The organism is Agrobacterium sp. D14 (assembly GCF_001526505.1).
GTDB lineage: Bacteria > Pseudomonadota > Alphaproteobacteria > Rhizobiales > Rhizobiaceae > Agrobacterium > Agrobacterium leguminum.
This window is the reverse complement of sequence record NZ_ASXX01000011.1, coordinates 1-22,663: the sequence shown is the minus strand read 5'-3', so window position 1 is coordinate 22,663 and position 22,663 is coordinate 1. Positions and strand designations below refer to the sequence as shown.

Sequence of the window (22,663 nt, the reverse complement as noted above, 5' to 3'; positions counted from 1 at the left end):
GGCTCGGAATGGCGAAGATGGCGATGGAGAGGGTTTTGAGCGAGGCGAGGCAGGTCGCGATTATCGGCGGCGGACCGGCGGGGCTGATGGCTGCCGAGATGCTTTCGGCCGCAGGCCGTGCCGTGACGGTGTTCGAGGCGATGCCGACCGTGGCGCGCAAATTGCTGATGGCCGGAAAATCCGGCCTCAACATCACCCATGCCGAAGATTACGACAGCTTCCGTCATCGGTTCGGCGATGCGGAACCGAGGCTGCGCGCCGCTCTCGATGATTTTACGCCGGATATGCTGCGCGACTGGGCGCAGAGGCTGGGGCAGGAAACTTTCGTCGGCACTTCGGGCCGGGTGTTTCCCACCGTCATGAAGGCCTCGCCGTTGCTGCGGGCATGGCTTGCCCGGCTGGAGGCGCAGGGGGTGACCATCAGGACGCGGCATCGCTGGACGGGTTTTTCCGGTGAGCACCTGGTTTTCGCGACGCCGAAGGGCGAGATCACCATCAAGGCCGATGCCGTTCTTGTGGCGCTCGGCGGCGCAAGCTGGCCGCGTCTCGGTTCGGACGCCGCATGGGTTCCGACGCTGGCGGAGAAAGGCGTGGCGTTTTCCCCGTTCCGCCCCGCCAATTGCGGTTTCGACGTTGACTGGAGCGATATCTTCCGCGCGCGTTTTGCGGGGGAAGCGGTGAAATCCACCATCACCATTTCGCCGGCCGGAGCCTTTCAGGGCGAATTCGTCATCACGAAGCATGGTATTGAAGGCAGCGTGATCTATGCCCATTCCGCCGCGCTGCGCGACGGGCTGGAACAGCTGGGCAAAGTGTCGCTCGCAATCGATCTTGCGCCGGGACGTACGGTGGAACGCCTCAGCCGCGATCTGGCGAAACTCGGACGGAAGGAGAGTTTTGCAAACCGCATGCGCAAGGCGGCCGGCTTATCGGCTGTGAAGGTCGGGCTTCTGCGGGAAATCTTTCCCGACATCGCGGCCATGCCGGATGAGTTTGTTGCCGCGAGAATAAAACATGTGGAGATACCGCTTTTGCGGACGAGACCGATTGCCGAGGCGATTTCGTCGGCCGGTGGCGTCGCGTGGAGCGGTCTCGATGAGAGTTACATGCTGGAAAAGCTCCCCGGCATATTTGCTGCCGGGGAAATGCTGGATTGGGAAGCGCCGACCGGCGGTTATCTCTTGACCGCCTGTTTCGCCACCGGCAAGGCCGCCGCAAAGGGCATGGCCGCGTGGCTTGAAGACTCATCAGCCTGACAAGCGTTCAGCTGTGCCTGCTTCCTCACCATGTGCGGTCCTGACGAGGCAGCGCATGATGGCGTCAGTGGTGACGGCGCCGAGCGATTTGCCGTTTTCCCCGACGACTGTGGCGCTGCTGACATTTTCCCGGACGAGGGCGCGCAGGCCCTCTTCGACCGTCATGTCCGCATCGAGCTGAAGCCGCGACTGGCCGGAAAATTCCGGCTGGACGATGGCGCCGAGGCGAATGACCCGGCCGCGATTGACCTCCTCCACGAAGGCTTCGATATAGCTGTCGGCCGGCGACATGACGATTTCGGCCGCCGTGCCCTGCTGGATGATTTCGCCGTCACGCAGAATGGCGATCTTGTCGCCCAGCCGCAGGGCCTCATCGAGATCGTGGGTGATGAAGACCACGGTCTTTTTCAGTTCCTTCTGCAGTTCCAGCAGCACCGTCTGCATATCGACGCGAATGAGCGGATCGAGCGCGGAATAGGCTTCGTCCATCAAAAGGATTTCGGCATTGTTGGTGAGCGCCCGCGCCAGACCCACACGCTGCTGCATACCGCCCGAAAGCTGGTTCGGATAATGGCTGGAGAAGCCTTCCAGCCCCACGCGCCTGATCCAGACTTCCGCCCTTTCCTCCCGCTCGCGCTTGTCGACGCCCTGCACTTCGAGACCGTAGACGACATTCTGCAGCACGTTGCGGTGTGGCAGCAGACCGAACTTCTGAAACACCATCGCCGTCTTGTGGCGGCGAAACTCCAGCAGATCCGCTTCGCTGAGGCGACACACGTCCGTGCCGCCATAGAGGATTTCGCCGGCGGTCGGGTCGATCAGCCGGTTGACGTGGCGGATCAGTGTCGATTTGCCTGAGCCGGAAAGGCCCATGATGACGGTGATCTGCCCGCCCGGCATAGTGATGTTGATATCGCGCAGGCCGAGCACATGGCCATGTTTGGCGTTGAGATCCGCCTTGGACATGCCGGCCTTGACGGGTTCGACATAGTCGGCCGCCCTGGGGCCGAAAATCTTGTAGAGGCTGCGAATTTCGATCGATTGACTAGCCATGCGCCACTTCCCGGTGTTTTTGCAGGCGAAGGCCATAGGCCTGGCTGATGCGGTCGAAGATGATGGCGATGCCGACGATGGCAAGCCCGTTGAACACGCCGAGCGTGAAATACTGGTTGGCGATGGCCTTCAGCACCGGCTGACCGAGGCCCTGCACGCCGATCATGGAGGCGATGACGACCATGGCGAGCGCCATCATGATAGTCTGGTTGATACCGGCCATGATGGTGGGAAGGGCAAGCGGCAGCTGCACCTTGAAAAGCTTCTGGCGCTTCGAAGAGCCGAAGGCGTCGGCAGCCTCCAGCACGTCGCGGTCGACCATGCGGATGCCGAGATTGGTAAGCCGTATCATTGGCGGAATGGCGTAGATGACGACGGCGATGACGCCGGGCACGCGGCCGATGCCGAGCAGCATGACGACGGGAATGAGATAGACGAAACTCGGCATCGTCTGCATCACGTCGAGAACGGGATTGACCACGCTCTGCAGGCGGTTGGAGCGCGCCATGGCGATGCCGATGGGCAGGCCGACGACGATGGACAGCACGGCGCAGACGAAGATCATCGAGACCGTCTTCATCGTGTCTTCCCACATGCCGAACCAGCCGATGGCGAAGAGAATGCCGCAACAGAGCGAAACAATGGTGGCGCTGCGGCTGCCGAACCAGGCAAGCGCGCCGACAATAAGAATAACGACCGGCCAGGGTGCGCCGATCAAAAGCCTTTCCGCCCAGATGAGGAAGCTCTGAAGGGGAGTAAACAACCCCTCGATTGCGCCGCCATAGGTTCGGGTGAAAGCCCGGAACCCCTCGTCGATGACTTTTTTCAGCGCGCGCAGAGCATCGTCATTCATGGTCGGAAATTTGAAAAGCCATTCCATATCCTGTTCTCCATGACGAACCGGAGGCGGGGATCGATATCCTCCGCGCTCCGGGAGTAAAATCGTCAGAGCGCCGCGCATCCGTCAGGACACAGGGCGGAACGCTCTGTTGAACCGGCGCATCGTCACCGGAAAGCCGGGAGGCATTCCTGGGCCGATGCGGGCGCGGCGTCGCCGCTGGCGGACGCCGTTTGCCGGGCAGATATGCAGGGACCGGCTTTTAAAGGGCGGCCTTGACCTTTTCCGCGACGTCAGGAGATACCCAGCCCGTCCACAGCGCCTCGTTTTCCTTCAGGAAGTGCTTGGCGCCGTCTTCGCCGGTCGCCTGGTTGTCCGTCATCCAGGCAATCAGCTTGTTGACGGTGTCGTTGGTCCAGGCGCGCTTGTTCAGATAGTCCATGGCCGGGCCGGCACGATCGGCGAAGGTCTTGCTCACCAGCGTCTGCACGTCATCCACCTGCCATGCGTTCGGCTTCGGGTCCGCGCAGTCGGCGACGGATGTGCAGCGCTTCCATTCAGCCGCATCGTAGTCGGCGCCGAAGCCGAGCTTCACCATCTCATATTTGCCGAGCAGCGAGGTGGGCGCCCAATAATAACCGACCCAAGGCTGCTTGGCTTCGTAAGCCTTGGCGATGGAGCCGTCGAGACCTGCCGCAGAGCCGGTGTCGACAAGGGTGAAGCCGGCCTTTTCACCGCCGAAAGCCTTGAAAAGCTGCGCGGTGACGACAGTGCCGCCCCAGCCCTGCGGGCCGTTGAACACGGCGCCCTTAGACTTGTCTTCGGGCGAGGGGAAGAGTTCGGGATGTTTGAAGAGATCCGGAATGGTCTTGAGATCGGGATTGGCGTCGGCGACATATTTCGGAATCCACCAGCCCTGGACCGCGCCGTCCGAGAGGATCTTGGCGGCCGCAACGACCTTGCCGCCTTCCAGCCCCTGCTTGACGATTTCCGGCTGCAAGCTGACCCATGCCTCAGGCGCGATATCCGGCTGGCCTTTTTCGGCCATGGAGGTCAAAGTCGGCACGGTGTCGCCGGTGACGATTTCAGCGGAGCATCCGTAGCCCTTTTCGAGAATGAGCTTGTCCAGATTGGCGGCGACTTCGGCGGATTGCCAGTTCATGCTGGCGATCGTCACGTTTCCACAGTCGGCGGCATAGGCCGCGCCGCCTGAAAAGGCGAAGCCGGCGGAAAGAATTGTGGCACCCAAAAGTATTTTCATTGTTGTTCCCTCTGGTCGCGGTGTGGCGAAGACCCGGGCGCTGACGGCACCGCGACCGCCAGCACCCTTATTGAGGCTTAATAATTCCTTTGTCGCCATCCCGTTTGCGGCAATTTCTGGCGTATTGAGGATGCCAATTGTCAAACGAAGGCGGGGTCGCAGGGATATATTGGAGAAATTTCTCGCGCGAAGGTTCTGAAATGTCTCATGGTTTAGCACTCGCCTTGCGACATTTACGCCGCGATGGAACTTTTTCAATTTTCTGAAAAGCTTGGGAACAATAAGCGGAAGTTTCTGTTTTCTTGGACTTTTATCCTGTTCTGTATTACGGGAGATTTTCTCTCGGTTTTTGTGGTGATGTTGAATGACCAATCTTGGTGCTGCGCCGGTATGGCCGATCGGTGGCGGTGAAACGGGTGAGCTTGTGCGCCGCTTCGACTGGTCGAAGACATCGCTCGGTCCTATTTGCGACTGGCCGCAAAATCTGAGGCAAAAAGCCAATTCCGTCGTCAATTCCCCCATTCCGCAGGTGCTGATGTGGGGCAGGGATCATGTGATGATCTATAATGACGGCTATGCGGAGATCGCCGGCAATTATCACCCGCAGGCGCTGGGCGGAACCGTACCCGGCATCTGGCCGGAAATATGGGACTGGAACAGCCGCATTCTCGAAGCCGGTTTTCGCGGTGAGGTCATGGCCTATCGCGACCAGCCGATGACGCTGATGCGGCATGGCCTGCCGGAAGAGGTGATCTTCGATCTGTTCTACACGCCGATCTATAATGAGGGCGGCACGGTGGACGGCGTTTTATGCACCGTGCTTGAAAATACCGACAAGGTGAAAGCCGTGGAGGCGCTGGAACAGAGCCGCAAGGAACTGAGCCGGCTTACCAATGCCCTGCCCATTCTGGTCGGATATGTCGACCGTGATTACGTTTATAAATTCGCCAATGACGGCTATCTGGAATGGTTCGGCCGCCGCGCCGAGGAAGTGATCGGCCGCAGCGTTCCCGAAATCGTCGGCGAGGCGTTTTTCGAGGCCCGCAGGGCCTATCTCGACCGCGCATTCAGCGGCGAGAAGGTCGTTTCGGATACCGTGATCAGCAGACCGGACGGCAGCACGCGCGCCGCTGAAATCCGCTATGTTCCGCGTTACATTGCCGATGGCTCCATCGACGGCATCTATGTGCTGATCATCGATATCGAGGAGCGGAAACGCTCGGAGCGGGAAATCCTCATCAGCAACAATCGTTTCCGTGCTGCGGTGGATGCCGTGCACGGCGTGCTGTGGACCAACAGCGCCGAAGGAATGATGCTGGGCGAACAACCCGCCTGGAGCGCTTTGACGGGTCAGACTCCGGAAGACTATCAGGGTTTTGGCTGGGCGGATGCGGTCCATCCCGAGGACAGGCAGGGGTCTGTCGACAGCTGGAACAAAGCGGTTGCGGAAAAGTCGACATATATCTGGGAACATCGGGTGCGCCGCCATGACGGCGTCTACCGCACTTTCGCGATCCGTGGCGTACCGATTTTCGACAAGGCCGGCGCCATTGCCGAATGGGTCGGTGTCCATACGGATGTCACCGAACAGCGGCGGGCCGAAAACACCCTCAAGGAACATGCGAGCAATCTCGAGCGTGAAATTCGTCACCGCATCCGGGCGGAAGAGCAGCTTCGGCAATTGAACGAGAGCCTCGAGGCGCGTGTCGAGGCGGAAATGGCCGAGCGCCGCCAGACTGAAAAGGCGCTACAGCAGGCGCAGAAAATGGAATCCATCGGCCAGCTCACCGGCGGCGTGGCGCATGATTTCAACAATCTGCTACAGGTGATCGCCGGCAATCTGCAATTGCTGTCGAAGGATGTGATCGGCAATGAGCGTGCGGAACGGCGGTTGGAAAACGCGCTTGCCGGCGTTCATCGCGGCGCAAAGCTGGCCAGCCAGCTTCTGGCCTTCGGCCGCCGCCAGGCGCTGGAGCCGCGTGTCATCAACATCGCCCGTTTCGTAACCGGCATGGACGATCTGCTTCGCCGCTCGCTCGGCGAGGCGATCGAGGTGGAGGTCATCACATCGGGTGGTCTCTGGAACACCTATGCCGACCCCAACCAGGTGGAGAACGCTCTTCTCAATCTGGCCATCAATGCACGCGACGCCATGGAAGGGCAGGGCAAGCTGACCATCGAGGTCGGAAATGCGGTTCTCGACCGCGATTATGCCCGCAAGCACTCGGAAGTTTCGGCGGGGCAATATGTGATGCTCGCCGTCACCGATACGGGTTCGGGCATGTCGCCGGAAATTCTCGAAAAGGTCTTCGAGCCGTTCTTCTCGACAAAACCGGAAGGCAAGGGCACCGGCCTCGGGCTTTCGATGGTCTATGGTTTTGCGAAACAGTCCAGCGGCCATGTCAACATCTATAGCGAGGTGGGGCAGGGCACGACGGTGAAGATGTATCTGCCGCGCTCCGCCGCCGATGAGGACAGGGAAGTGGTGATGCCGACCGGCCCCGTGGAGGGTGGCACGGAAACCATTCTTGTGGTGGAGGATGACGAGGAAGTGCGCAACACCGTCGTCGAGACCTTGAGCGATCTCGGCTACCGCGTGCTCACCGCCCGCGATGCGCAGGCCGGTTTGACGGTGGTGGAAAGCGGCATTCCGATCGATGTCATCTTCACCGACGTGGTAATGCCCGGACCGTTGAAAAGCCGGGAAATGGCGCGCCGCGCGCAGGAACGGCTGCCCAATCTCGCCGTTCTCTTCACCTCGGGTTACACCGAAAACTCCATCGTGCATGGCGGCAAGCTGGATGCCGGGGTGGAGCTTCTCTCCAAACCCTATACGCGCGAAGCGCTGGCGCGGCGCATTCGCCACGTCATCGCCAACCGCAAGCAGGTTTCGCTGTCGAGAGCGCGGCCGACATCGGCGCCGGGTTCTTCGAAACCTTCCGAACCGGTCAGGGCGGTCGAAAATCAAAACCGGTCCATACGCGTTCTTCTGGTCGAGGATGACGAGTTGATCCGGATGAATTCGACGGAGATGCTCTCGGAGAGCGGCTTTGCCGTCGTCGAGGCCGGAAATGCGGCGCAGGCGCTGAGGGCTATCGAAGCGGATCAGATCGACGTTCTTGTCACCGACATCGGCCTGCCTGACATGAAGGGCGGCGAACTGGCGGTGGAGGCCCTGCGCCGCAAGCCGGGGCTTGCCATTGTGTTTGCGACGGGAGACAGCCATTTGCCGGAAGGAGCGCCGGCAAGCGCGGTTCTCCTGACCAAGCCCTATGACGAACAGCAGATCGTCTCCGCCGTTGAACAGGCCCATACGGGCAAGTCGGTGGCGGCCGAATAGGCCGCCTTCCCGCCGTTCAGTAGCCGCGGACCATGTCGACCGTCTCCGGCAGCCCGCCCGTTTCCCGCCATGCGCGGACATTGCCGGCGACGATCCGGGCAGAACTTTCCCGGCTTGTCGGCGCGGAAATATGCGGCAGGACGGTAACTTTGGGGTGTTGCCAGAAGGCGGAAGCGGTGGGCAGCGGCTCCTGCTCGAAGACATCGAGAACGGCGTGCGAAAGCCTGCCGGAATCAAGCGCCGCAATCAGGTCATCGGCGACGATGACCGCGCCGCGGGCGAAATTGATGAGTGCCGCGCCCTGTTTCATTGCGGCGAGACGGCTGGCATCGAGAAGACCGCGCGTCGCATCGGTAAGCGGCACGAGGCAGACGAGAATGTCGCTCTTTTCCAGCAATGCCTGCAGCCCGTCATCGCCGGTCAGCGTTTCCACGCCCTTTATCGCCTTGGCCGAACGGCTCCAGCCGGCAACGTTGAACCCGGCATGGATGAGGCGCTCCGCCGCAGCCGTGCCGAGCGCCCCGAGGCCGAGGAGACCGACGGTCATCTCGCCGGGGTGGCGATAGTTCAGCTCCTGCCAGAGCGCCTTTTTTTGGTTCTCGCGATAGGCGGGCATGTCGCGCTGCAGGTAATAGGTCCATGCCAGCACGGCTTCGGCCATGACGCGGGAAAGCTCCGGGTCCTTCAGCCGAACGATGGGGGGAGCCTTGTCGCCCAGTTCCAGCACCAGCCGCTCGACACCCGCCCACAGGCTGTGGATCCATTTGAGGCCCGGAAGTGCCGCGATATCGGCCGGATCGGGATTGGCGACGATGGCGAAATCCACCGCCTGTCGCTGCTCGTCCGTCAACTCGGAAAAGGAGAGGATGTCCTCCTGCGGCATGGCGGCGCGCAGCGCCTGTTTCCAGACGGCTTCCGTTTCCGCATTCATCCGTGAAACAAAGGCGATGGGTGATGGCATGGGACTGATCCTGCTTGCGATTTTAGCTTCACGCCATCAATGCGCAATTTCGGCGGGCAATACCATGGGTGGAATGGGGGAATTTGTGATTCTTCCGTCATGCCGGACTAGATCCGGCATCCAGCCGCCGCGCGTCTGCGCGGCGCCAAGACTTCTTTTCAGCTCAAGGACTTGGGCTGGCTGGACCCCGGCTCGGGGGCCGGGGTGACGGAATGTGGATGCAACCGGCCTGTTAAATCTCCACCATTACGCATCTTCCTTTACCGGCGGCTTCGCATCGCCGTAATAGGCCGAGAATTTCTCGTGATAATGCTCCGAACCGCCGGGGCCGGCATAACGCTGCAATTCCGTCATGTCGGTCTTGTTCAGCACGATGCCGAGCGTCTTGTTGGCGATCTGCGGTTCGTTGGCCATCAGGTTCTGCACCATCTGGATCGGCGTCTTGCCCCACTCGGTGACGAAGACGAAACCGTCCACCTGCGGCGCAAAGGCCTTGGCGTCGATGACGGGAACCACGGGTGCAAGGTCGACGATGATGTAGTCGCAGGCCTCGCGGGCGGAGTCGATGAATTTGCGCATGCCGGAGGAAGACAGCAGCTCGCTGGAATGGGCGAACTGGTTGCTGGTGGAAACCGGCAGGATGCCCATTTTCGTGCGCGTATCCACCTTCACCGCCTGCGTCCACGGAACTTCATCGAGCACCACTTCGACGAGGCCGGCGGATTGGCGTGTCGTCAACATGCGGCTGAGGCCAGGATTGCGGATATCAGCATCCACCACCAGCGTGCGCTTGCCGGTGGAGGCGATCAGCCCGGCGAGATTGAGCGCCACGACCGACTTGCCTTCATTCGGCAGGCAGGAAATCACACCGATGACCCGGCACTGGCGTTCCTGAATGACGACATCTGCCGTCAGTTTCACGTTACGCAGCGTTTCCGCAAAGCTGGAACGCGGGCTGTCGACGGCAAGGCGCAGCATTTTCTGGAACGAGACCTGTCCGCTTTCGTCAAGCGTGGCGTTCTCGCCGCCGGGGGTGGCGGCGCTGTTGCCCGCCTTGGCGTTTTCCACGCCCCTTTCACCGATGAAGGGCAGGTAACCGAGAAAACGCATGCGCAGATTGTCACGCACATCATTGCCGGTGTGGAAGAAGCGATCCCGGAATTCGAGAAGCGCTGCGATACCGCCGCCGAGCATCAGGCCGAGAACGACCGAAAGCGCCATGGTCATGGTCTTTTTCGGGCTGGAAGGCGATGTCGGCAGGCCCGCTTCGGAAATGATGCGCGCCTTGGCGATGGGCAGCGACTGCTTTTGGGAAGCTTCCTCGAAGCGGCCGAGATAGGACTGGTAGAGGGTGCGCAACGCCGTTGCCCGCTGCTCAAGTTCGCGCAGCTGGACCATGGTGATGTTGGCTTCGGAATTGCGGCCTGCCACCCGGTCGATATTGTCGCGCAGCGACTGCACGCGGGAATTGGTGACGTCGTATTCGTTCTTCAGGCTGCCGGTCAGCTGCTGCAGTTCCTGATAGATCTGCCGCGAAACCTCTTTCTTCTCGGCGTCCAGCGCAACCGCCTGCGGATGGTCGGCGCCGAATTGCTGGACGATGCCCTGCTGCCGGTCGGAAATGGTGATGTAACGTTTGCGCAGATCCTGAATGACCGAATTGTCGGTGTCGCGGGCGGAAACGACGGCATTGTCCACGGCCGCATCCGGTCCCCGGTCGATGATCGATTTATACTGGTTGTAACGGGCCGAGGCCGTCGCGGCATCGGCCTGCGCGGCAATCAGCTGGCCGTTCAGGTCGGCAAGCTGGCCTTCGGACATCAGCTCGCCGCGCGAAGAGACGATGTTGTTGTCCGACTTGAATTTCTGCACCGCCAGTTCAGCCGCCTGGGCGCGCTGGTTGAGGTCCGTCATGCGTTCCTGCAACCATACCGAGGCCCGCTCGCTGGCGTCGAAATTGGCGTTGAGCTGTTCGGTGAGGTAGGCCTGCGCATAGGTCTTGGCGATCTGCGCGGCAAGCTGCCGGTCGGTCGAGCGGGTGGAAATGGCGATGACCGAGCTGCGGCCGACACGTTCCACCGTCAGCGACTGCTGCAGCACGGCGGCGGCCTTTTCGCGGCGTCCGGCGCGGATTGCGGCTTCGGAGACCGGCGGATCGCCCGGCAGGACGAGATCGAGAATGCCACGCACGGAGGATTTGACGAGTTCGACCGGCGACATCGGCGGATTGACGATGGTGTCGTTCTCATCGAGCCTGGCCTTGTCGACCACCGTCAGCGCCATTTCCTTGGATTTCAAAATTTCCACGGCGCTGGCGATGCGGTTGTCGACGATCTGCGCGGCGGGCACCGGCGATTCCTCTTCCGCATAACGGGAAAGGCTTTCATCCAGGAGCACCTGCGTCATCGCGGTATAAACGGGGGTCGCAAGCACCAGATAAAGGCCAGCCAGAACCACGGCGGCGATGACCGAAGCGGCAATGACATTGGCACGACGCACCACGGCGGCCCACAGGCGGTCGAGGTCGATGAACGTGTCGGAATCCTTGCCGGACTCCGGAAAACCGATATTGGATTTAAAGGTCTTGTGGTGCATGGACCTACCTTGTGAATTAAAATGGTACGCGGGAAGCCGAACAAATGCTCGCCTTCCCGCCTCCCGTTATTGATGCGCCGGCCGCCTCCCCCGGCGGCGCGATTAAAGTCAGGCCGCCTGGACGCGGCTTTCGTGGTTTGCCACCAGTTCCTTCACCGAAGCGAGAACCTGGGCCTCCATATCGGCGCGCATCAGCGAGAAGGCGACGTTGGCGGCAATGAAGCCCTGCTTGCTGCCGCAGTCGAAGGTGCGGCCGCTATATTTCTGCGCATGGAAGGACTGCTTTTCGGCGAGCCGCTTCATACCGTCGGTCAGCTGAATTTCATTGCCCGCGCCGCGCTCCTGCTTGGCCAGAATATCGAAGATTTCCGGCTGCAGGATGTAACGGCCATTCAGGTAATAATTCGAAGGCGCCCTCGAAGGTTCCGGCTTTTCGACCATTTCGGTGACGGCGAAGCCGTGATTGACCTTCTGGCCGACGCCGACGACGCCATAGGACGAGACTTCTTCCGGCAGGCATTCCTCGACGCCGAGAATATTGCCGCCGACTTCGTCATAAAGCTCCATCAGCCCGGCAATGCAGCCGCGTGCGCCATAGGAAACCATGTCAGGCAGAAGCAGGGCGAAAGGCTCCTTGCCCACCAGTTCACGCGCACACCAGACGGCGTGGCCGAGACCGAGCGGCACCTGCTGGCGCGTATAGCTGACGGTGCCGGCAACCGGCAGCATCTTTTCAAGCTGCAGAACCTGCACGGTCTTGCCGGAGCGGGTGAGCGTGTTGATGAGTTCCGGCGCGCTGTCGAAATAGTCTTCGATGGCGGTCTTGTTGCGGCTCGTCACGAAAATAATGTGCTCGATGCCGGCCTGCATGGCCTCGTCAACGGCATATTGCACGACCGGACGATCCACGATCGTCAGCATTTCCTTCGGCATCGCCTTGGTGGCGGGCAAAAACCGTGTGCCGTTGCCAGCTACGGGAATGACGGCTTTTCTGACAGTTTTGTTCAGGTCCATCGCGTTCTCCTTCATCAAGGTTTGATCTGTCCCCAGTCCCCGCGCAGATTTCGTCCACGCGTCAATTTCACGAAATCTGTCTTTTCACCCCAGTATTCGCCGCGGGCGCAAACATCGCGTCCCTCAGCCTCCTCAGCCGCACCGCTATCGGCATTCTTAAGTGCCCCAGCACGGCAGGATCCCTAATCGTGGTCTTCAAGGCGCCGAGTACCGAGCGGCTCTTGATGTTTTCCACCAATGTCAAAAAATTATGCGCCAGCCGCAGGCTGCGGGCTCTCGCCTGCTGCGCATCCATGGCGGCGGGCAGCAAAGTGTAATGGCTCAGGAATTCCTGATCCGCCCGCATCATCGCTTCGACGTGGTGCAGTTCGAGCACGCGCGAAATCGAGCCTTCGCGGATATTGTAGATGTAGCCCGGCTTCGGTTCGATGACGCAAAGACCGCCGGCGGCGAGCGCCGAGGCGAGCAGGATATAATCCTCACCAATGCGGATATCCTCGCGGAAGCGCAGTCCCTCGACATTGAGGAAATCGCGCCGGAACATCGGTTTCATATAGCCGAAATTGAAGGTGGCGCGGAAAAGAATGTTGGAGGAAATGAAGTCCTCAAGCGTGAGAACCGGCCGTTCTTCCAGAAATTCTTCCGGAAACATCGTCTCCATGGGCCTGCCGTCGGTATAGACGACATTGAGATTATCGACCGCAATCGCCGCATTGGCGGCTTCCGCCCGGCACATCATGCAGGCGGAACGCTCCGGGCGGATGACATCGTCGGAATCGAGCACGGCGATCCAGCGTCCGGTCGCGGCTTCGATGCCGGCATTGCGTGCACCGCCCGGACCGAGGTTTTCGGCAAGAGCAAGCAGGCGGACGCGCGGATCGATGATGGCGATACCTTCCACGAGCGCAATGGTGTCATCGGCGGAGCGGTCGTCGACGACGATCACCTCCAGCGTCACACCCTGTTGGTTGAGTGCGCTTTGAACGGCGGCTTCAATCGTATCGGCCGCATTATAGGCGGCGATGACGAAGCTGATATCGGGCGGCGAGGCAAGGTTCTCCATCAGGTCGCCTCCACCGCGCCATACTGGCGGATTTCGCGCACGCCGAAGGCGCCACTCATCGAGCCCATATGTAGTGCGCCACGCAGCGCATAACGGTTGCGGCGCACGGCGTTGAAACCGTTCAAGGCGGCGAAGACGGCGCAATAAAGCACTTTCGATCCCGCTTTCAGCACCTGCACTACGCGGCGTATACCGGGTTTCCTGTCCGCCAGCACGCGGCCGTGGGTCTGGCCGGAGCGGAAGCGGCGTTTGGCAAGCCACATGAAGCTTGCGCGATTTTCCGGCACCGGTTCGGACAGCATGGCATCTTCCGCAAAGACGATACGCCCGCCGGCGGCGTGAAGATGCGAAAAGAAATGAGTGTCTTCGCCGCCGCTCTGGCCGAGCGCCAGCGCGAAGCGCCGGCCCTTCACCGAGGGCGCATCCATCTTGAGCAATGTGTTGCAGGTATAACCGGTGATGATCTCGCCATTGACCCAGACCGGAACGGTCGAGTGGAAATCGCCGCGTTTCATCCAGCCCGGCGCATTGTCCCGGTAAACCGCCGTCACCGGGCCGAGAACGGCTTCCGCACCGGTTTCATCGGCCTTTTCCAGAAGGGCGGAGAGCCAATGCGGCGGGGCGGTCTCGTCATCATCGATGAAGGCCAGATAATCCGCCTTGCATTCCGACAGGCAGGCATTGCGGGCAATCGAAATATTCGATTTCGGGCAATGGACATAGGTGATCTCGAAGGGGGCGGTTTCGCGCAGGCGATCGACGCTCGCCCTGGCGCTTGGCTCCTCGTCATTATCGGCAACAATCAGCCGAACTTTCACGCCTTCCGGCACCTCCAGCTCGAAGAGTGACAGAAGTGTGGCGATAAGTGCGGGGCGCCTGTAGGTGCAGATGCCGATATCGACAGTTTTCGAATCATCTGTGCGGGTGACGGTGTTGTCGGTCATGAGACAGCCTTTCTTCCCCGGAATTTCAGGAGTTCCAGCCAGAAGCCGGTGGACCAGGCCAGATGCATCACCATTGCCGAAAAGGCGGCGAGCGGGCCGTATGGGTTTTTCTGACCTATTGCCATCCACAAGCCATAACCCACACATGCGGCGATCCAGAGGCCAAGCGGAATAAGTGCCGCCCAATGCACAAGCGACAGCAGCGCCAGGATGAAAACCGGCAGAACGGCGAGCGGGATCATCTGGCGGATTTTCGGGATAGAGCGATGTTTCAGGAGGTTCTTCGCCCGGCCGCGGCCATAGGCGAGATATTGCCTGAAGAGCGGCATGACGCTCGCACGCGGATAATAGGTCATGCGGGTCTTGTCGGTCATCCAGATGCGGAAACCGGATTTGCGCAGGCGGAAATCCAATTCGGCATCCTCGTTATGGCTGAAGCTCTCGTCATAACCGCCGACCGCGTCGAAAGCGGCGATCCGCATCAGCGCGTGGTGGCCATGGTCGATCCAGTGGCCTTTCGCGCCTTCGCGGTGCTTGGAGCCGCCATTGCCGAGCTTGGAATTCTGGGCGATGGCCGTCGCCTTCTGAAACAGGCCGTGGCCGACGGTATCCATGGCGACGACGACGGAATCCGCGCCGGTGCGCTCCGCATCCTCGATCAGCCGCTGGCAATAATCGTCGGGATAATCGCCATGGGCGTCGATGCGGATGAGGTAATCGAAATCCTCGCCGAAGGTGGCGAGGGCAAGGTTGATGCCGGCGCTCTGGATGCGCTTCGGATTGGCGAGAAGCGTCACGCGGTCATCCGCCGCCGCAAAGGCGGTAACGATATCGCGGGTTCCATCCGTGCTGCCGCCATCGGCAACCACGATGCGGAAAAGACGCCCCTGCATCGCGCCGGTGAATTTGACAAGCAGCCCCTCGATCGTCTTCGCCTCATTGAGGCAGGGAATGACGATCAGCGTTCTGATGCCGGAATGACCAAGACCTTCCATGATTTGCCCCCTACGCACTACACGGGTGAAAACTGCGCTTCACGGGCATGGCCGGAAGCGGATTTGGCGAGAGAGGACAATTGCTGGACCAGCAGACGGCAATCGTCGCGGTCGGTCAACCATTGTTTCCTGTCGAGTGCCGAGAGGGTGTTGAAGGCGTCCGCATAGGTTTGCGGGTTCATCCGGTTAAACAGCGCGGCGAGATCGTCAGCGCCCGCATGTTGCAGGACGAAGCCGATATCGCGCTTTTCGATGAAACGGGCGGTTTCCGTGCCGGCAAGCGCAATCGGCAGGGTGCCATAGAGGCAGCCTTCGTAAAGCCGGTTGGGCAGCAGCCAGCTGGAATTCTGGCCTTCCTCGAAAAAGTCTATCGCCCAGGTGAACTGCGCCTCGTTATAGATGGCGGCAAGGTCCTCGGGGTTCTTGTAGGGCCCATGGAAATGCACATGCGGGGCGGCAGCCACGAAGCCGTCGAAATCGGCAAATTCCGAATAGGCCGGCCGGCCGCGCAGGATGATTTCGACCTTGCCCTGCATTTGACGGGCAAATTCGGCAAGGATTTCCAGCGATTTGCGGCAACGAAGCGCACCGAACCAGCCGATTTTCCACGGTTCGCCGGGGGCGGGAGCGCGTGGTTGCGGTGTGGCGGCAACGGTGGCGTCGAGCGCCAGCACCTTGTTTTCCTGCAGCAGGACGGGAAGGTCGAGGCCCGACACGGGCTTGAAATAATGCTCCACAAAGGCCGGAGAGCTGGTGATCAGCAGCTTCGCGTCGCGTGCGAAATAACGCTGTGCGGCATTCAACATCTGTCCGGGCTTGCCCTTGTTGAGAAGCAGGCGGTGAATGTCGAGACACTCGTAAACCAGCGCCGGCTGCCCGGCATAGATCGACATGGCCCGCTTTGCCAGAGCCAGCATTTCCAGGTTTCTGGCAAGAATGACATCAGGGGCGGGAATGCCGTTCAGGGTCTTGCCCAGCGAGAGGCTGGCTTTCGCCACCGCCGCCATGCGCTGCAGAAACTGCCCGTCGGCGGTTTCCCCCAGCACGACGGGTACGACGCCTTCGATCTCCGCCAGTCGGTTCTGTCCGCGCCGGAAGCCCGCCAGCGTCACCCGCGCCCCGCCCGCAAGCAGGGTCAGCACCCGCCGACGAATGGCGGGGTCCGACAGATCATGCGCGAGATATAGAACATGGGTCATGCAAGGGTCCGGTTGGTTCATGCGTCAGAGACGCCGCGGATGACGGTTTGGTTCAAAAAAATCAGTTGAGGGCGCAGGCGATGGATTCCGAGAACTGGCATTTGTCGCCGAGCGCCGTGAAGGCAAACCGGTCAACGATCATTTGCGTTGCGCCGGAATAGGAGAAGGCGCCCATCCAGTCCTTCAGCGTATCGGTGCCCCACAGGCTGAAGAAAATCTTCTGGGCATTCTGGGGAATTTTCGACTCGTCCGTCACTTCATGGACGAGCTTGCCGTTGACGTAATAACGCAGGCGCTGGGGCTCCCAGACGAAGGCGTAATCGTTAAAGCCGGCATCGGCTCCGCCTTCCACCGGCACCAGCTTCTCATTGCCGCCCTTGGCGGAAATATACTGGTTCAGCTGCACCTTGCCGGTGTTCTTGCCCAGAACCTCGAAGTCGATTTCATCGTGCGGCTTCTTGTCGGTCGGGCCGATATAGGTGAAGAAGGCGGAGTTCAGGCCCGAGCCGGTGGCGGCCTTCATGCGTGCTTCATAGGTGCCGTAGCGATAACGCCCCTTGGTCTGGATTTCGCCGCAGGCGAATTTGCGGTCTCCAGCCTTGGCTTCTTCGAAACCGAGTGTCAGCTGGCCGTTTTCCACCGTCGCCAGTTTCTTCGACCAGGTGCAGTTCTGATGCGCGCCATTGTTCCAGCCGTCGGAAACGTACCAGAAGCTTCTGTCCATGGAATCGAAGTTCTCGATGAAGGATGCGCCATTGCCTTCCTGCGCCTGGCTGGGCGTTGCAAAGGGGGTGGCCAGAAGGGCCGCGGCGAGAAGAATGCGTGTCTGAACGCGGGTGACAAATGTTGTCATTGGTTCACCTCTGTCGTTGCGAATAAAGTGTTTCGGATGTGGGCGGACCGATCATGGAGGTCCGTTTGGTCGCAAAATCGGCTTTCGTCTTGCCTTTGCCGTTTCGGCTTCCGGTCAGCACGGCATAGACGGCCGGCAGGTATTTGCGGGTCTGGGCATTGCTGATCACCAGAATGACGAAGGCGGAAAGCGTCGCGCTGATATAGAAGGCGGGGTAGAAATCCGGCCCGCCCTTGTTCCACACCATCCACATGATGACGAGCAGCGGATAATGGGCGCAGAAAATCCAGAAGCTCAGGCTGCCGGTTTCGGCAAGCCGCTGACCAAGCCGGCTGCGGATCAACAGGGCGGAAGACGCCCAGAAACCGAGCGCGCCGAAGACGGCAAGCAGATTGCGCGACATGTTGAGCCAGAAGGTGAATTCCGGGCCGGTGAAATAAAGTCCCGTCGCCAATATGGCCGAGGCGGCAAAGGTCAGCGCCATGATCGGCACGGCATAGGGGTCGAGCGCCTTGACGTCGATACGATGAAGCGCGAGCGCAATGCCGAGCGAGAAGCTGAAAAGAATGGATTTCTTCTGAACGATGAAAATCGTCAGGTCAGGCATGGCGGTGATGAAGAGCAGAATGGCGAGCGTCGGCAGGGCGAAACGGCGCATCAGAAAGGCGAGCACCGGCGACAGCAGGATGCAGACGAAAAGGTCGCGCAGGAAATAAAGCGGCACATTCACCGGCAGCTCTTCGAGCGCCGTTCCGTGGCTGATGATTTCACGCGGGCTGGCATTCCATAGATCGGGGAAATACCCTACGCCGACATCGAAGAGCTGGATCAGCAACACGGCCGCAAACAGCGCGCCGTTCCACAGAAGAAAAGGCAGCAGCACGGTTTTCGACTTGGAACGGATCGTCGCCGGATAATCGAAACCGCTCATGCCGCGGCGAAACAGCAGATAGCCGGAAATGGCGCTGAGACAGGGCACGCCGATGCGAAACAGCGCATCGCCCAGAAAAACCCGCAGCCAGTCGAAGAAGCCGTAAAGGCCGAGAAAAGGGCTGGTTTCGGCATCGTGCGGCACATGGACGAACACGATTCCTGATATCAGCAATATGCGCATCAAATTGATACGGGAGGATAGGTTCTGATCGACAGTCACATCAGTCACCCCTATTGGGCGGCGTCCACCCACGCCGCGTTGCAACCAGAGCGAACTTAAGCCCGCACTGGAAAGTCTGGTTTCGACTTTGGGATAAAATGTGGCGACGCGGGAAAAACACAAGCTTAGATTTTGCGGGTGAATGTCTGGCGTTCCGGTCATTCCTGTTGCTGTAAAAATTCAAATATCTGAAATTACTAGTATTTTTCTAAATCTGGCCATCGTTAAAAATCGCCGAAGCGTGTGAAATTGTCATTTGTCGTGATGTTGCGCTGCAAAAAGAGCCGCCATCCCGCCCTGCCGCAGGGAGGAAAATCACCGCGGAAAAGGCCGGTTAACGGCGGAAATGAGGCGCATTTTTCTGCGGTTGAACTAACCTTGGGTTGCAGTATCCCGCATGCGCCGCGATTTGACCATTCCGAGAATTTTCCCGAGCAGCGCCCGTTCGGTCAGCAGGATCAGCACCGCATAGATGACGCCACCGACGGCAGCGCCGATGAGAACCTGAAGCGTGGCATTGGGAACGCGCTCAGCCAGAAGGTGAAGCAGATAACGCACCGCAACGGCCATCACCAGCGCCGCGATCATCGGCCGGCTGCTGACATAAAGGCCGCGGAAGAAGGGCGTATCGCTTGCCTTGAACACCGCCCAGGAATAGGCGACCAGCGTTATCGCATTGACGATGCAGAGCCACACCATCGCGTCGATCAGGGTGCCATAAAGTGCGGCGAGCCAGACCGCGACGGTTGTGACGATGGCGCGGATCGTCGCCGACCAGAACAGCACGCGGCCGTAACCTGCTCCCTTCAAATACGGGATGAAGGTGCTGCACGGCGTCAAAATGGCTTTGGAGAGGGCGAGCAGACCGAGGACCGGCCAGGCATAGGCCCAGTTCTGCCCGAAGATGACAAGCATGGCCGGCTCCGCCACGGCCCAGAGGCCGAACATCATCGGTGCCAGGAGCACGGTCAGCACCTGCGTACTGAACATCAGCGCATCGCGCCGGCGCTGCGGGTCGTCCATCATGCGGCTGAAGGCGGGAAACAGGACACCCATGACGGCCGACAGAACCACCTGGTTGGGAATGCTGGCAAAGCGGTTGGAGGCGGAATAGGCGCCGGCATCCGCCAGCCCAAGATGCCGTGCAATGACCACCATCGGCGACTGAAAGGTAACGAAATTGGCGATTTCCGAGCCCATCAGCCCCGAACTGAAGCCGAGAAGCGGCACCAGCCGGCGCGGTTTCATGACGAAGCGCGGGCAATAGCGGGAAACGGCATAAAGCCCGACAAGCCGGATGAGGGCCGCGGCAAAAAGCTGGATGATCAGCGCCCAGACGCCGAAGCCGAGAAGGGCGAGAGCGACGGCGACGACCGCCGCGATGCTTTCCGACGCCATGCTCCAAAGCGCATCCTTGCTGAAATTCATGCGCCGGGCGAGCAGCGAATAGGCGACATCGCCGGCAAGCTGCAGCGGAATGAGGAAGGCCATGATGCGCAGCAGGTAAGCGCTTTCCACCGCGCCCAGCAGCCCGCCGAAAAACTCCGCCCAGATGTAGAGGACGGCGGCCATGGTGCAGGAGATGGCGAGATTGGCCCAGAAGACGGTATGGATCGTTTCCATATCCTCTTCCTTTTCGACGATGAGGGCAGAGGTCAGCCCCGCGCCGGCGATCATCGTCAGAAACTGTACAACCGTTAGTCCTACCGCCACCACCCCGAATTCCTCCGGGGAAAGCAGTCTTGCGAGAATTGGGACCGTGACAAATTTAAGCCCGAATGTCCCTGTTTTTGATAAAACGCTCCAGCCGACATTCGTGGTGATGGTCTTTACATTTGGCGCTGGGGGCATACAAGCATCCTGTTTCTGGAGGCCGGCGGGAGGAAAGCCGGTTGGGAGTTGCCGATACCATCGGGGCCGCTTTTAGGATCGGGCCCGACACTTCTTGATCAACGCAAGGGGCGAAACAATGGCAAGATTTACTGTCGTCATTCCCTACTACCAAAAGCAGCACGGTGTCTTGGGACGTGCACTCGCATCGGTTTTTGCGCAGACTTACCAGGATTTCGATCTTGTCATCGTCGATGACGAATCGCCATACCCGATCGATCAGGAACTTGCGGAACTTTCGCAGGGTGAGAAAGACCGGATTCTCGTCATTAAACAGGCCAATGCCGGCCCGGGCGGCGCCCGCAACACCGGTCTGGACAATGTGCCTGACGGCACCGACTATGTCGCCTTTCTTGATTCCGACGATATCTGGACACCCGATCATCTGCAGAATGCGGCCTTCGCGCTTCAGACCTATGGCGGCGAGTGCTACTGGGCATCCATGCAGGCAAGTGACGAATTTTATTATCATTTCGCCATTTCCGAACTGGAGAAGAATGAGGGTGCGGCAAGGCTTTCCGAGAAGCCGCTGGTGATCGAACTGCCGGATCTGGCAAGTGTGATGTTGCGCAACTGGAGCTTCCTGCATCTCTCCTGCATGGTGATCGGCCGTCCTCTTTTTGAGAAAATCCGCTTTGACCCGGCGCTTCGTCTGGCGGCGGAAGACGTGCTGTTTTTCTGCGATTCCATCCTCGCATCGAAGCGCACGCTTCTCTGTGACGACGCCGGCGCGATGCGCGGCATGGGGGTCAATATCTTCCACAGCATCGACAATACCTCGCCGGAATTCCTGCGCCAGCAGTTCAATACCTGGGTGGCGCTCGACACGCTGGAGGGGCGTTTTTCACGCCGGCCGGACGATGTCGCCTCCATCGCTTCCTATAAAAACACGGCGCGCAAACAGGCGCTGTGGAGCCAGGCGGGCAATCTGAAACGGCGCAAGGCGCCCGAATTCGGGCTGCTCCTGAAGTGGGCGATGCGCGATCCGGCATTGCTGCGCGCCGCTTTCGAGCTAGGTGCTGGAAAAATCGTCCGCTCCAGATGAGTGAATTCTCGCCCGCAAGAATTTATATGTTTTTTTACCCAGGAGTGACCTCATGAAACCTTACCACTGGGAATCTCATCACGGAAATTTCGGTGACGATCTCAACCTGTGGCTGTGGGATTTTCTGCTTCCGGGCCTGCGCGATGTGCATGACGATGTCATGCTCGTCGGCGTCGGCACCGTGCTGAACGATGTTCTTTTGCCCGCAAGGCAGCGCAAGCTGGTAATCGGCAGCGGTTATGGTTATGGCGCGGTGCCGGATACCAGCACCGAGTTCTGGGATATTCGTTGCGTGCGCGGCGAAAAAACCGCCGCCAAGCTGGGGCTCGCGCCCGCAAAGGGCATTGTCGACCCGGCCGTCATGGTCACCGAGATGCCCGATTTCAAAGGCTTGCCGAAGCTCTACAAGAAGACCTTCGTTCCGCACTGGGAATCGGCGGAATTCGGCATGTGGGAAACCGTCTGCGAACCGGCGGGACTGACCTATCTCGACCCGCGCGGCGAGGCGAAAGCGGTAATCCGCGCCATCGCCCAGTCGGAATTCATCGTTGCCGAATCCATGCATGGCGCAATCCTTGCCGATGCCTTCCGCGTGCCATGGGTCGCGGTCAGCACCTCGCCGTCGATCAACAGCTTCAAATGGAGCGACTGGGCCGGCAGCGTGGGTGTCGAATATCAGCCGCGCTATGTGCCGGTTTCGACCCGCGCCGAGGCGGCGAAAAAGGGCTCGCGCTTCTGGGGCATGAGCTTCCCGCCGCCGCCCGGCCCCGTCATTGCCGAGGCCGGTTCCGTTCCGGTGCATGAAGGTCCGGCGCATGAGGGTGACGTGCTGGTGCGGCCGCAGGAAACGCAGTCCCGGTCATTGCGCAAATTGGCCAAGCAGGTACTGGCCGCGCCTTCCACACTGGCGCTCTGGCAGGCAAGCCGCGCGGAGCCGCGTCTCAGCCCGGATGGCCGGCTGGAAGAGCGCAAGGAGCGCTTTGCCGCCGTTCTGGAAACGGTGAAGCGGGATTATCTCTGAGGGTCTAACATGGTCCGCGGCGGCGCTTCCTTTTGCGCCACGGATAAGGTGCAGCGGCACCTATGCGTTTGGCAAGAGCGGAGAATCCGCAGGCCGTCACCCCGGACTTGATCCGGGGTCCAGCGCGATCAAGTCATTGATCGCGAAAGACTCCTTCACGGCGCAGACGCGCCGTGGCTGGA

Annotated in this window: 17 protein-coding genes; 4 read left to right on the top strand and 13 right to left on the bottom strand. The window is 60.3% G+C overall.

Annotated elements, in window-relative coordinates; translation table 11 throughout:
• The first annotated feature begins 8 nt into the window (after positions 1 to 8).
• Positions 9 to 1,256 (top strand): TIGR03862 family flavoprotein, encoded by a 1,248-nt coding sequence (locus L901_RS09480; RefSeq protein WP_059755908.1) that lies wholly within the window; start codon positions 9 to 11, stop codon positions 1,254 to 1,256.
• Here the strand turns inward: L901_RS09480 and L901_RS09475 are convergent.
• From L901_RS09475 to L901_RS09465, 3 genes are all read right to left on the bottom strand, one after another.
• Positions 1,248 to 2,309, bottom strand: a complete 1,062-nt coding sequence (locus L901_RS09475; protein WP_059755905.1) for a glycine betaine/L-proline ABC transporter ATP-binding protein — start codon at positions 2,307 to 2,309, stop codon at positions 1,248 to 1,250. The two genes, L901_RS09480 and L901_RS09475, sit on opposite strands and share 9 nt — an antisense overlap.
• A complete protein-coding gene (locus L901_RS09470; RefSeq protein WP_035263623.1) occupies positions 2,302 to 3,189 on the bottom strand; it encodes a proline/glycine betaine ABC transporter permease in 888 nt (295 codons plus the stop codon). The genes L901_RS09475 and L901_RS09470 overlap by 8 nt, the downstream gene beginning before the upstream one ends.
• A gap of 220 nt (positions 3,190 to 3,409) precedes the next feature.
• Positions 3,410 to 4,408 (bottom strand): ABC transporter substrate-binding protein, encoded by a 999-nt coding sequence (locus L901_RS09465; RefSeq protein WP_035263625.1) that lies wholly within the window; start codon positions 4,406 to 4,408, stop codon positions 3,410 to 3,412.
• A gap of 364 nt (positions 4,409 to 4,772) precedes the next feature.
• Between L901_RS09465 and L901_RS09460 the strand changes: the two genes are divergently transcribed.
• Positions 4,773 to 7,748, top strand: a complete 2,976-nt coding sequence (locus L901_RS09460; protein ID WP_059755903.1) for a PAS domain-containing protein — start codon at positions 4,773 to 4,775, stop codon at positions 7,746 to 7,748.
• 16 nt (positions 7,749 to 7,764) lie between these two features.
• Here the strand turns inward: L901_RS09460 and L901_RS09455 are convergent, their stop codons facing one another.
• The 10 genes from L901_RS09455 to L901_RS09410 form a co-directional block, all read right to left on the bottom strand.
• Positions 7,765 to 8,709 carry a glyoxylate/hydroxypyruvate reductase A gene (locus tag L901_RS09455; RefSeq protein WP_059755900.1) on the bottom strand — a complete coding sequence of 315 codons (945 nt, stop codon included), beginning with the start codon at positions 8,707 to 8,709 and terminating at the stop codon, positions 7,765 to 7,767.
• A 246-nt stretch (positions 8,710 to 8,955) separates the two neighbouring features.
• Positions 8,956 to 11,304, bottom strand: coding sequence for a polysaccharide biosynthesis tyrosine autokinase (locus L901_RS09450; protein ID WP_059755898.1), 2,349 nt, complete (start codon positions 11,302 to 11,304; stop codon positions 8,956 to 8,958).
• Between the two features lie 108 nt (positions 11,305 to 11,412).
• Positions 11,413 to 12,318, bottom strand: a complete 906-nt coding sequence (locus L901_RS09445; RefSeq protein ID WP_035263633.1) for a UTP--glucose-1-phosphate uridylyltransferase — start codon at positions 12,316 to 12,318, stop codon at positions 11,413 to 11,415.
• 67 nt (positions 12,319 to 12,385) lie between these two features.
• Positions 12,386 to 13,381 (bottom strand): glycosyltransferase family 2 protein, encoded by a 996-nt coding sequence (locus tag L901_RS09440; protein WP_059755895.1) that lies wholly within the window; start codon positions 13,379 to 13,381, stop codon positions 12,386 to 12,388.
• On the bottom strand, positions 13,381 to 14,325 hold the full coding sequence (locus tag L901_RS09435) for a glycosyltransferase family 2 protein (protein WP_059755894.1): 945 nt from the start codon (positions 14,323 to 14,325) through the stop codon (positions 13,381 to 13,383). Before L901_RS09435 ends, L901_RS09440 begins: the two co-directional genes overlap by 1 nt.
• On the bottom strand, positions 14,322 to 15,320 hold the full coding sequence (locus L901_RS09430) for a glycosyltransferase family 2 protein (RefSeq protein WP_059755892.1): 999 nt from the start codon (positions 15,318 to 15,320) through the stop codon (positions 14,322 to 14,324). Before L901_RS09430 ends, L901_RS09435 begins: the two co-directional genes overlap by 4 nt.
• Before the next feature lie 17 nt (positions 15,321 to 15,337).
• The gene (locus tag L901_RS09425; RefSeq protein ID WP_059755889.1) at positions 15,338 to 16,519 is read right to left on the bottom strand and encodes a hypothetical protein; all 1,182 of its coding nucleotides are present in this window, start codon (positions 16,517 to 16,519) and stop codon (positions 15,338 to 15,340) included.
• A gap of 61 nt (positions 16,520 to 16,580) precedes the next feature.
• A complete protein-coding gene (locus L901_RS09420) occupies positions 16,581 to 17,372 on the bottom strand; it encodes a glycoside hydrolase family 16 protein (protein WP_059755887.1) in 792 nt (263 codons plus the stop codon).
• Between the two features lie 4 nt (positions 17,373 to 17,376).
• Positions 17,377 to 18,525, bottom strand: a complete 1,149-nt coding sequence (locus tag L901_RS09415) for an acyltransferase (RefSeq protein WP_082710575.1) — start codon at positions 18,523 to 18,525, stop codon at positions 17,377 to 17,379.
• A 372-nt stretch (positions 18,526 to 18,897) separates the two neighbouring features.
• Positions 18,898 to 20,376, bottom strand: coding sequence for a lipopolysaccharide biosynthesis protein (locus L901_RS09410; protein WP_059755883.1), 1,479 nt, complete (start codon positions 20,374 to 20,376; stop codon positions 18,898 to 18,900).
• A 118-nt stretch (positions 20,377 to 20,494) separates the two neighbouring features.
• On the opposite strand from L901_RS09410, the gene L901_RS09405 reads away from it, so the two are divergent.
• Both L901_RS09405 and L901_RS09400 read left to right on the top strand, forming a co-directional pair.
• Entirely contained in the window at positions 20,495 to 21,460 is a 966-nt protein-coding gene (locus tag L901_RS09405) for a glycosyltransferase family A protein (protein ID WP_059755880.1), read from the top strand.
• A gap of 52 nt (positions 21,461 to 21,512) precedes the next feature.
• Positions 21,513 to 22,481 carry a polysaccharide pyruvyl transferase family protein gene (locus L901_RS09400; RefSeq protein WP_059755877.1) on the top strand — a complete coding sequence of 323 codons (969 nt, stop codon included), beginning with the start codon at positions 21,513 to 21,515 and terminating at the stop codon, positions 22,479 to 22,481.
• Positions 22,482 to 22,663: the final 182 nt, after the last annotated feature.

Coding starts and splice junctions, on each gene's coding strand:
- L901_RS09480 (WP_059755908.1), top strand. CDS start 9: ATGGCGAAGATGGCGATGGAGAGGGTTTTGAGCGAGGCGAGGCAGGTC.
- L901_RS09475 (WP_059755905.1), bottom strand. CDS start 2,309: ATGGCTAGTCAATCGATCGAAATTCGCAGCCTCTACAAGATTTTCGGC.
- L901_RS09470 (WP_035263623.1), bottom strand. CDS start 3,189: ATGGAATGGCTTTTCAAATTTCCGACCATGAATGACGATGCTCTGCGC.
- L901_RS09465 (WP_035263625.1), bottom strand. CDS start 4,408: ATGAAAATACTTTTGGGTGCCACAATTCTTTCCGCCGGCTTCGCCTTT.
- L901_RS09460 (WP_059755903.1), top strand. CDS start 4,773: ATGACCAATCTTGGTGCTGCGCCGGTATGGCCGATCGGTGGCGGTGAA.
- L901_RS09455 (WP_059755900.1), bottom strand. CDS start 8,709: ATGCCATCACCCATCGCCTTTGTTTCACGGATGAATGCGGAAACGGAA.
- L901_RS09450 (WP_059755898.1), bottom strand. CDS start 11,304: ATGCACCACAAGACCTTTAAATCCAATATCGGTTTTCCGGAGTCCGGC.
- L901_RS09445 (WP_035263633.1), bottom strand. CDS start 12,318: ATGGACCTGAACAAAACTGTCAGAAAAGCCGTCATTCCCGTAGCTGGC.
- L901_RS09440 (WP_059755895.1), bottom strand. CDS start 13,381: ATGGAGAACCTTGCCTCGCCGCCCGATATCAGCTTCGTCATCGCCGCC.
- L901_RS09435 (WP_059755894.1), bottom strand. CDS start 14,325: ATGACCGACAACACCGTCACCCGCACAGATGATTCGAAAACTGTCGAT.
- L901_RS09430 (WP_059755892.1), bottom strand. CDS start 15,320: ATGGAAGGTCTTGGTCATTCCGGCATCAGAACGCTGATCGTCATTCCC.
- L901_RS09425 (WP_059755889.1), bottom strand. CDS start 16,519: ATGACCCATGTTCTATATCTCGCGCATGATCTGTCGGACCCCGCCATT.
- L901_RS09420 (WP_059755887.1), bottom strand. CDS start 17,372: ATGACAACATTTGTCACCCGCGTTCAGACACGCATTCTTCTCGCCGCG.
- L901_RS09410 (WP_059755883.1), bottom strand. CDS start 20,376: ATGCCCCCAGCGCCAAATGTAAAGACCATCACCACGAATGTCGGCTGG.
- L901_RS09405 (WP_059755880.1), top strand. CDS start 20,495: ATGGCAAGATTTACTGTCGTCATTCCCTACTACCAAAAGCAGCACGGT.
- L901_RS09400 (WP_059755877.1), top strand. CDS start 21,513: ATGAAACCTTACCACTGGGAATCTCATCACGGAAATTTCGGTGACGAT.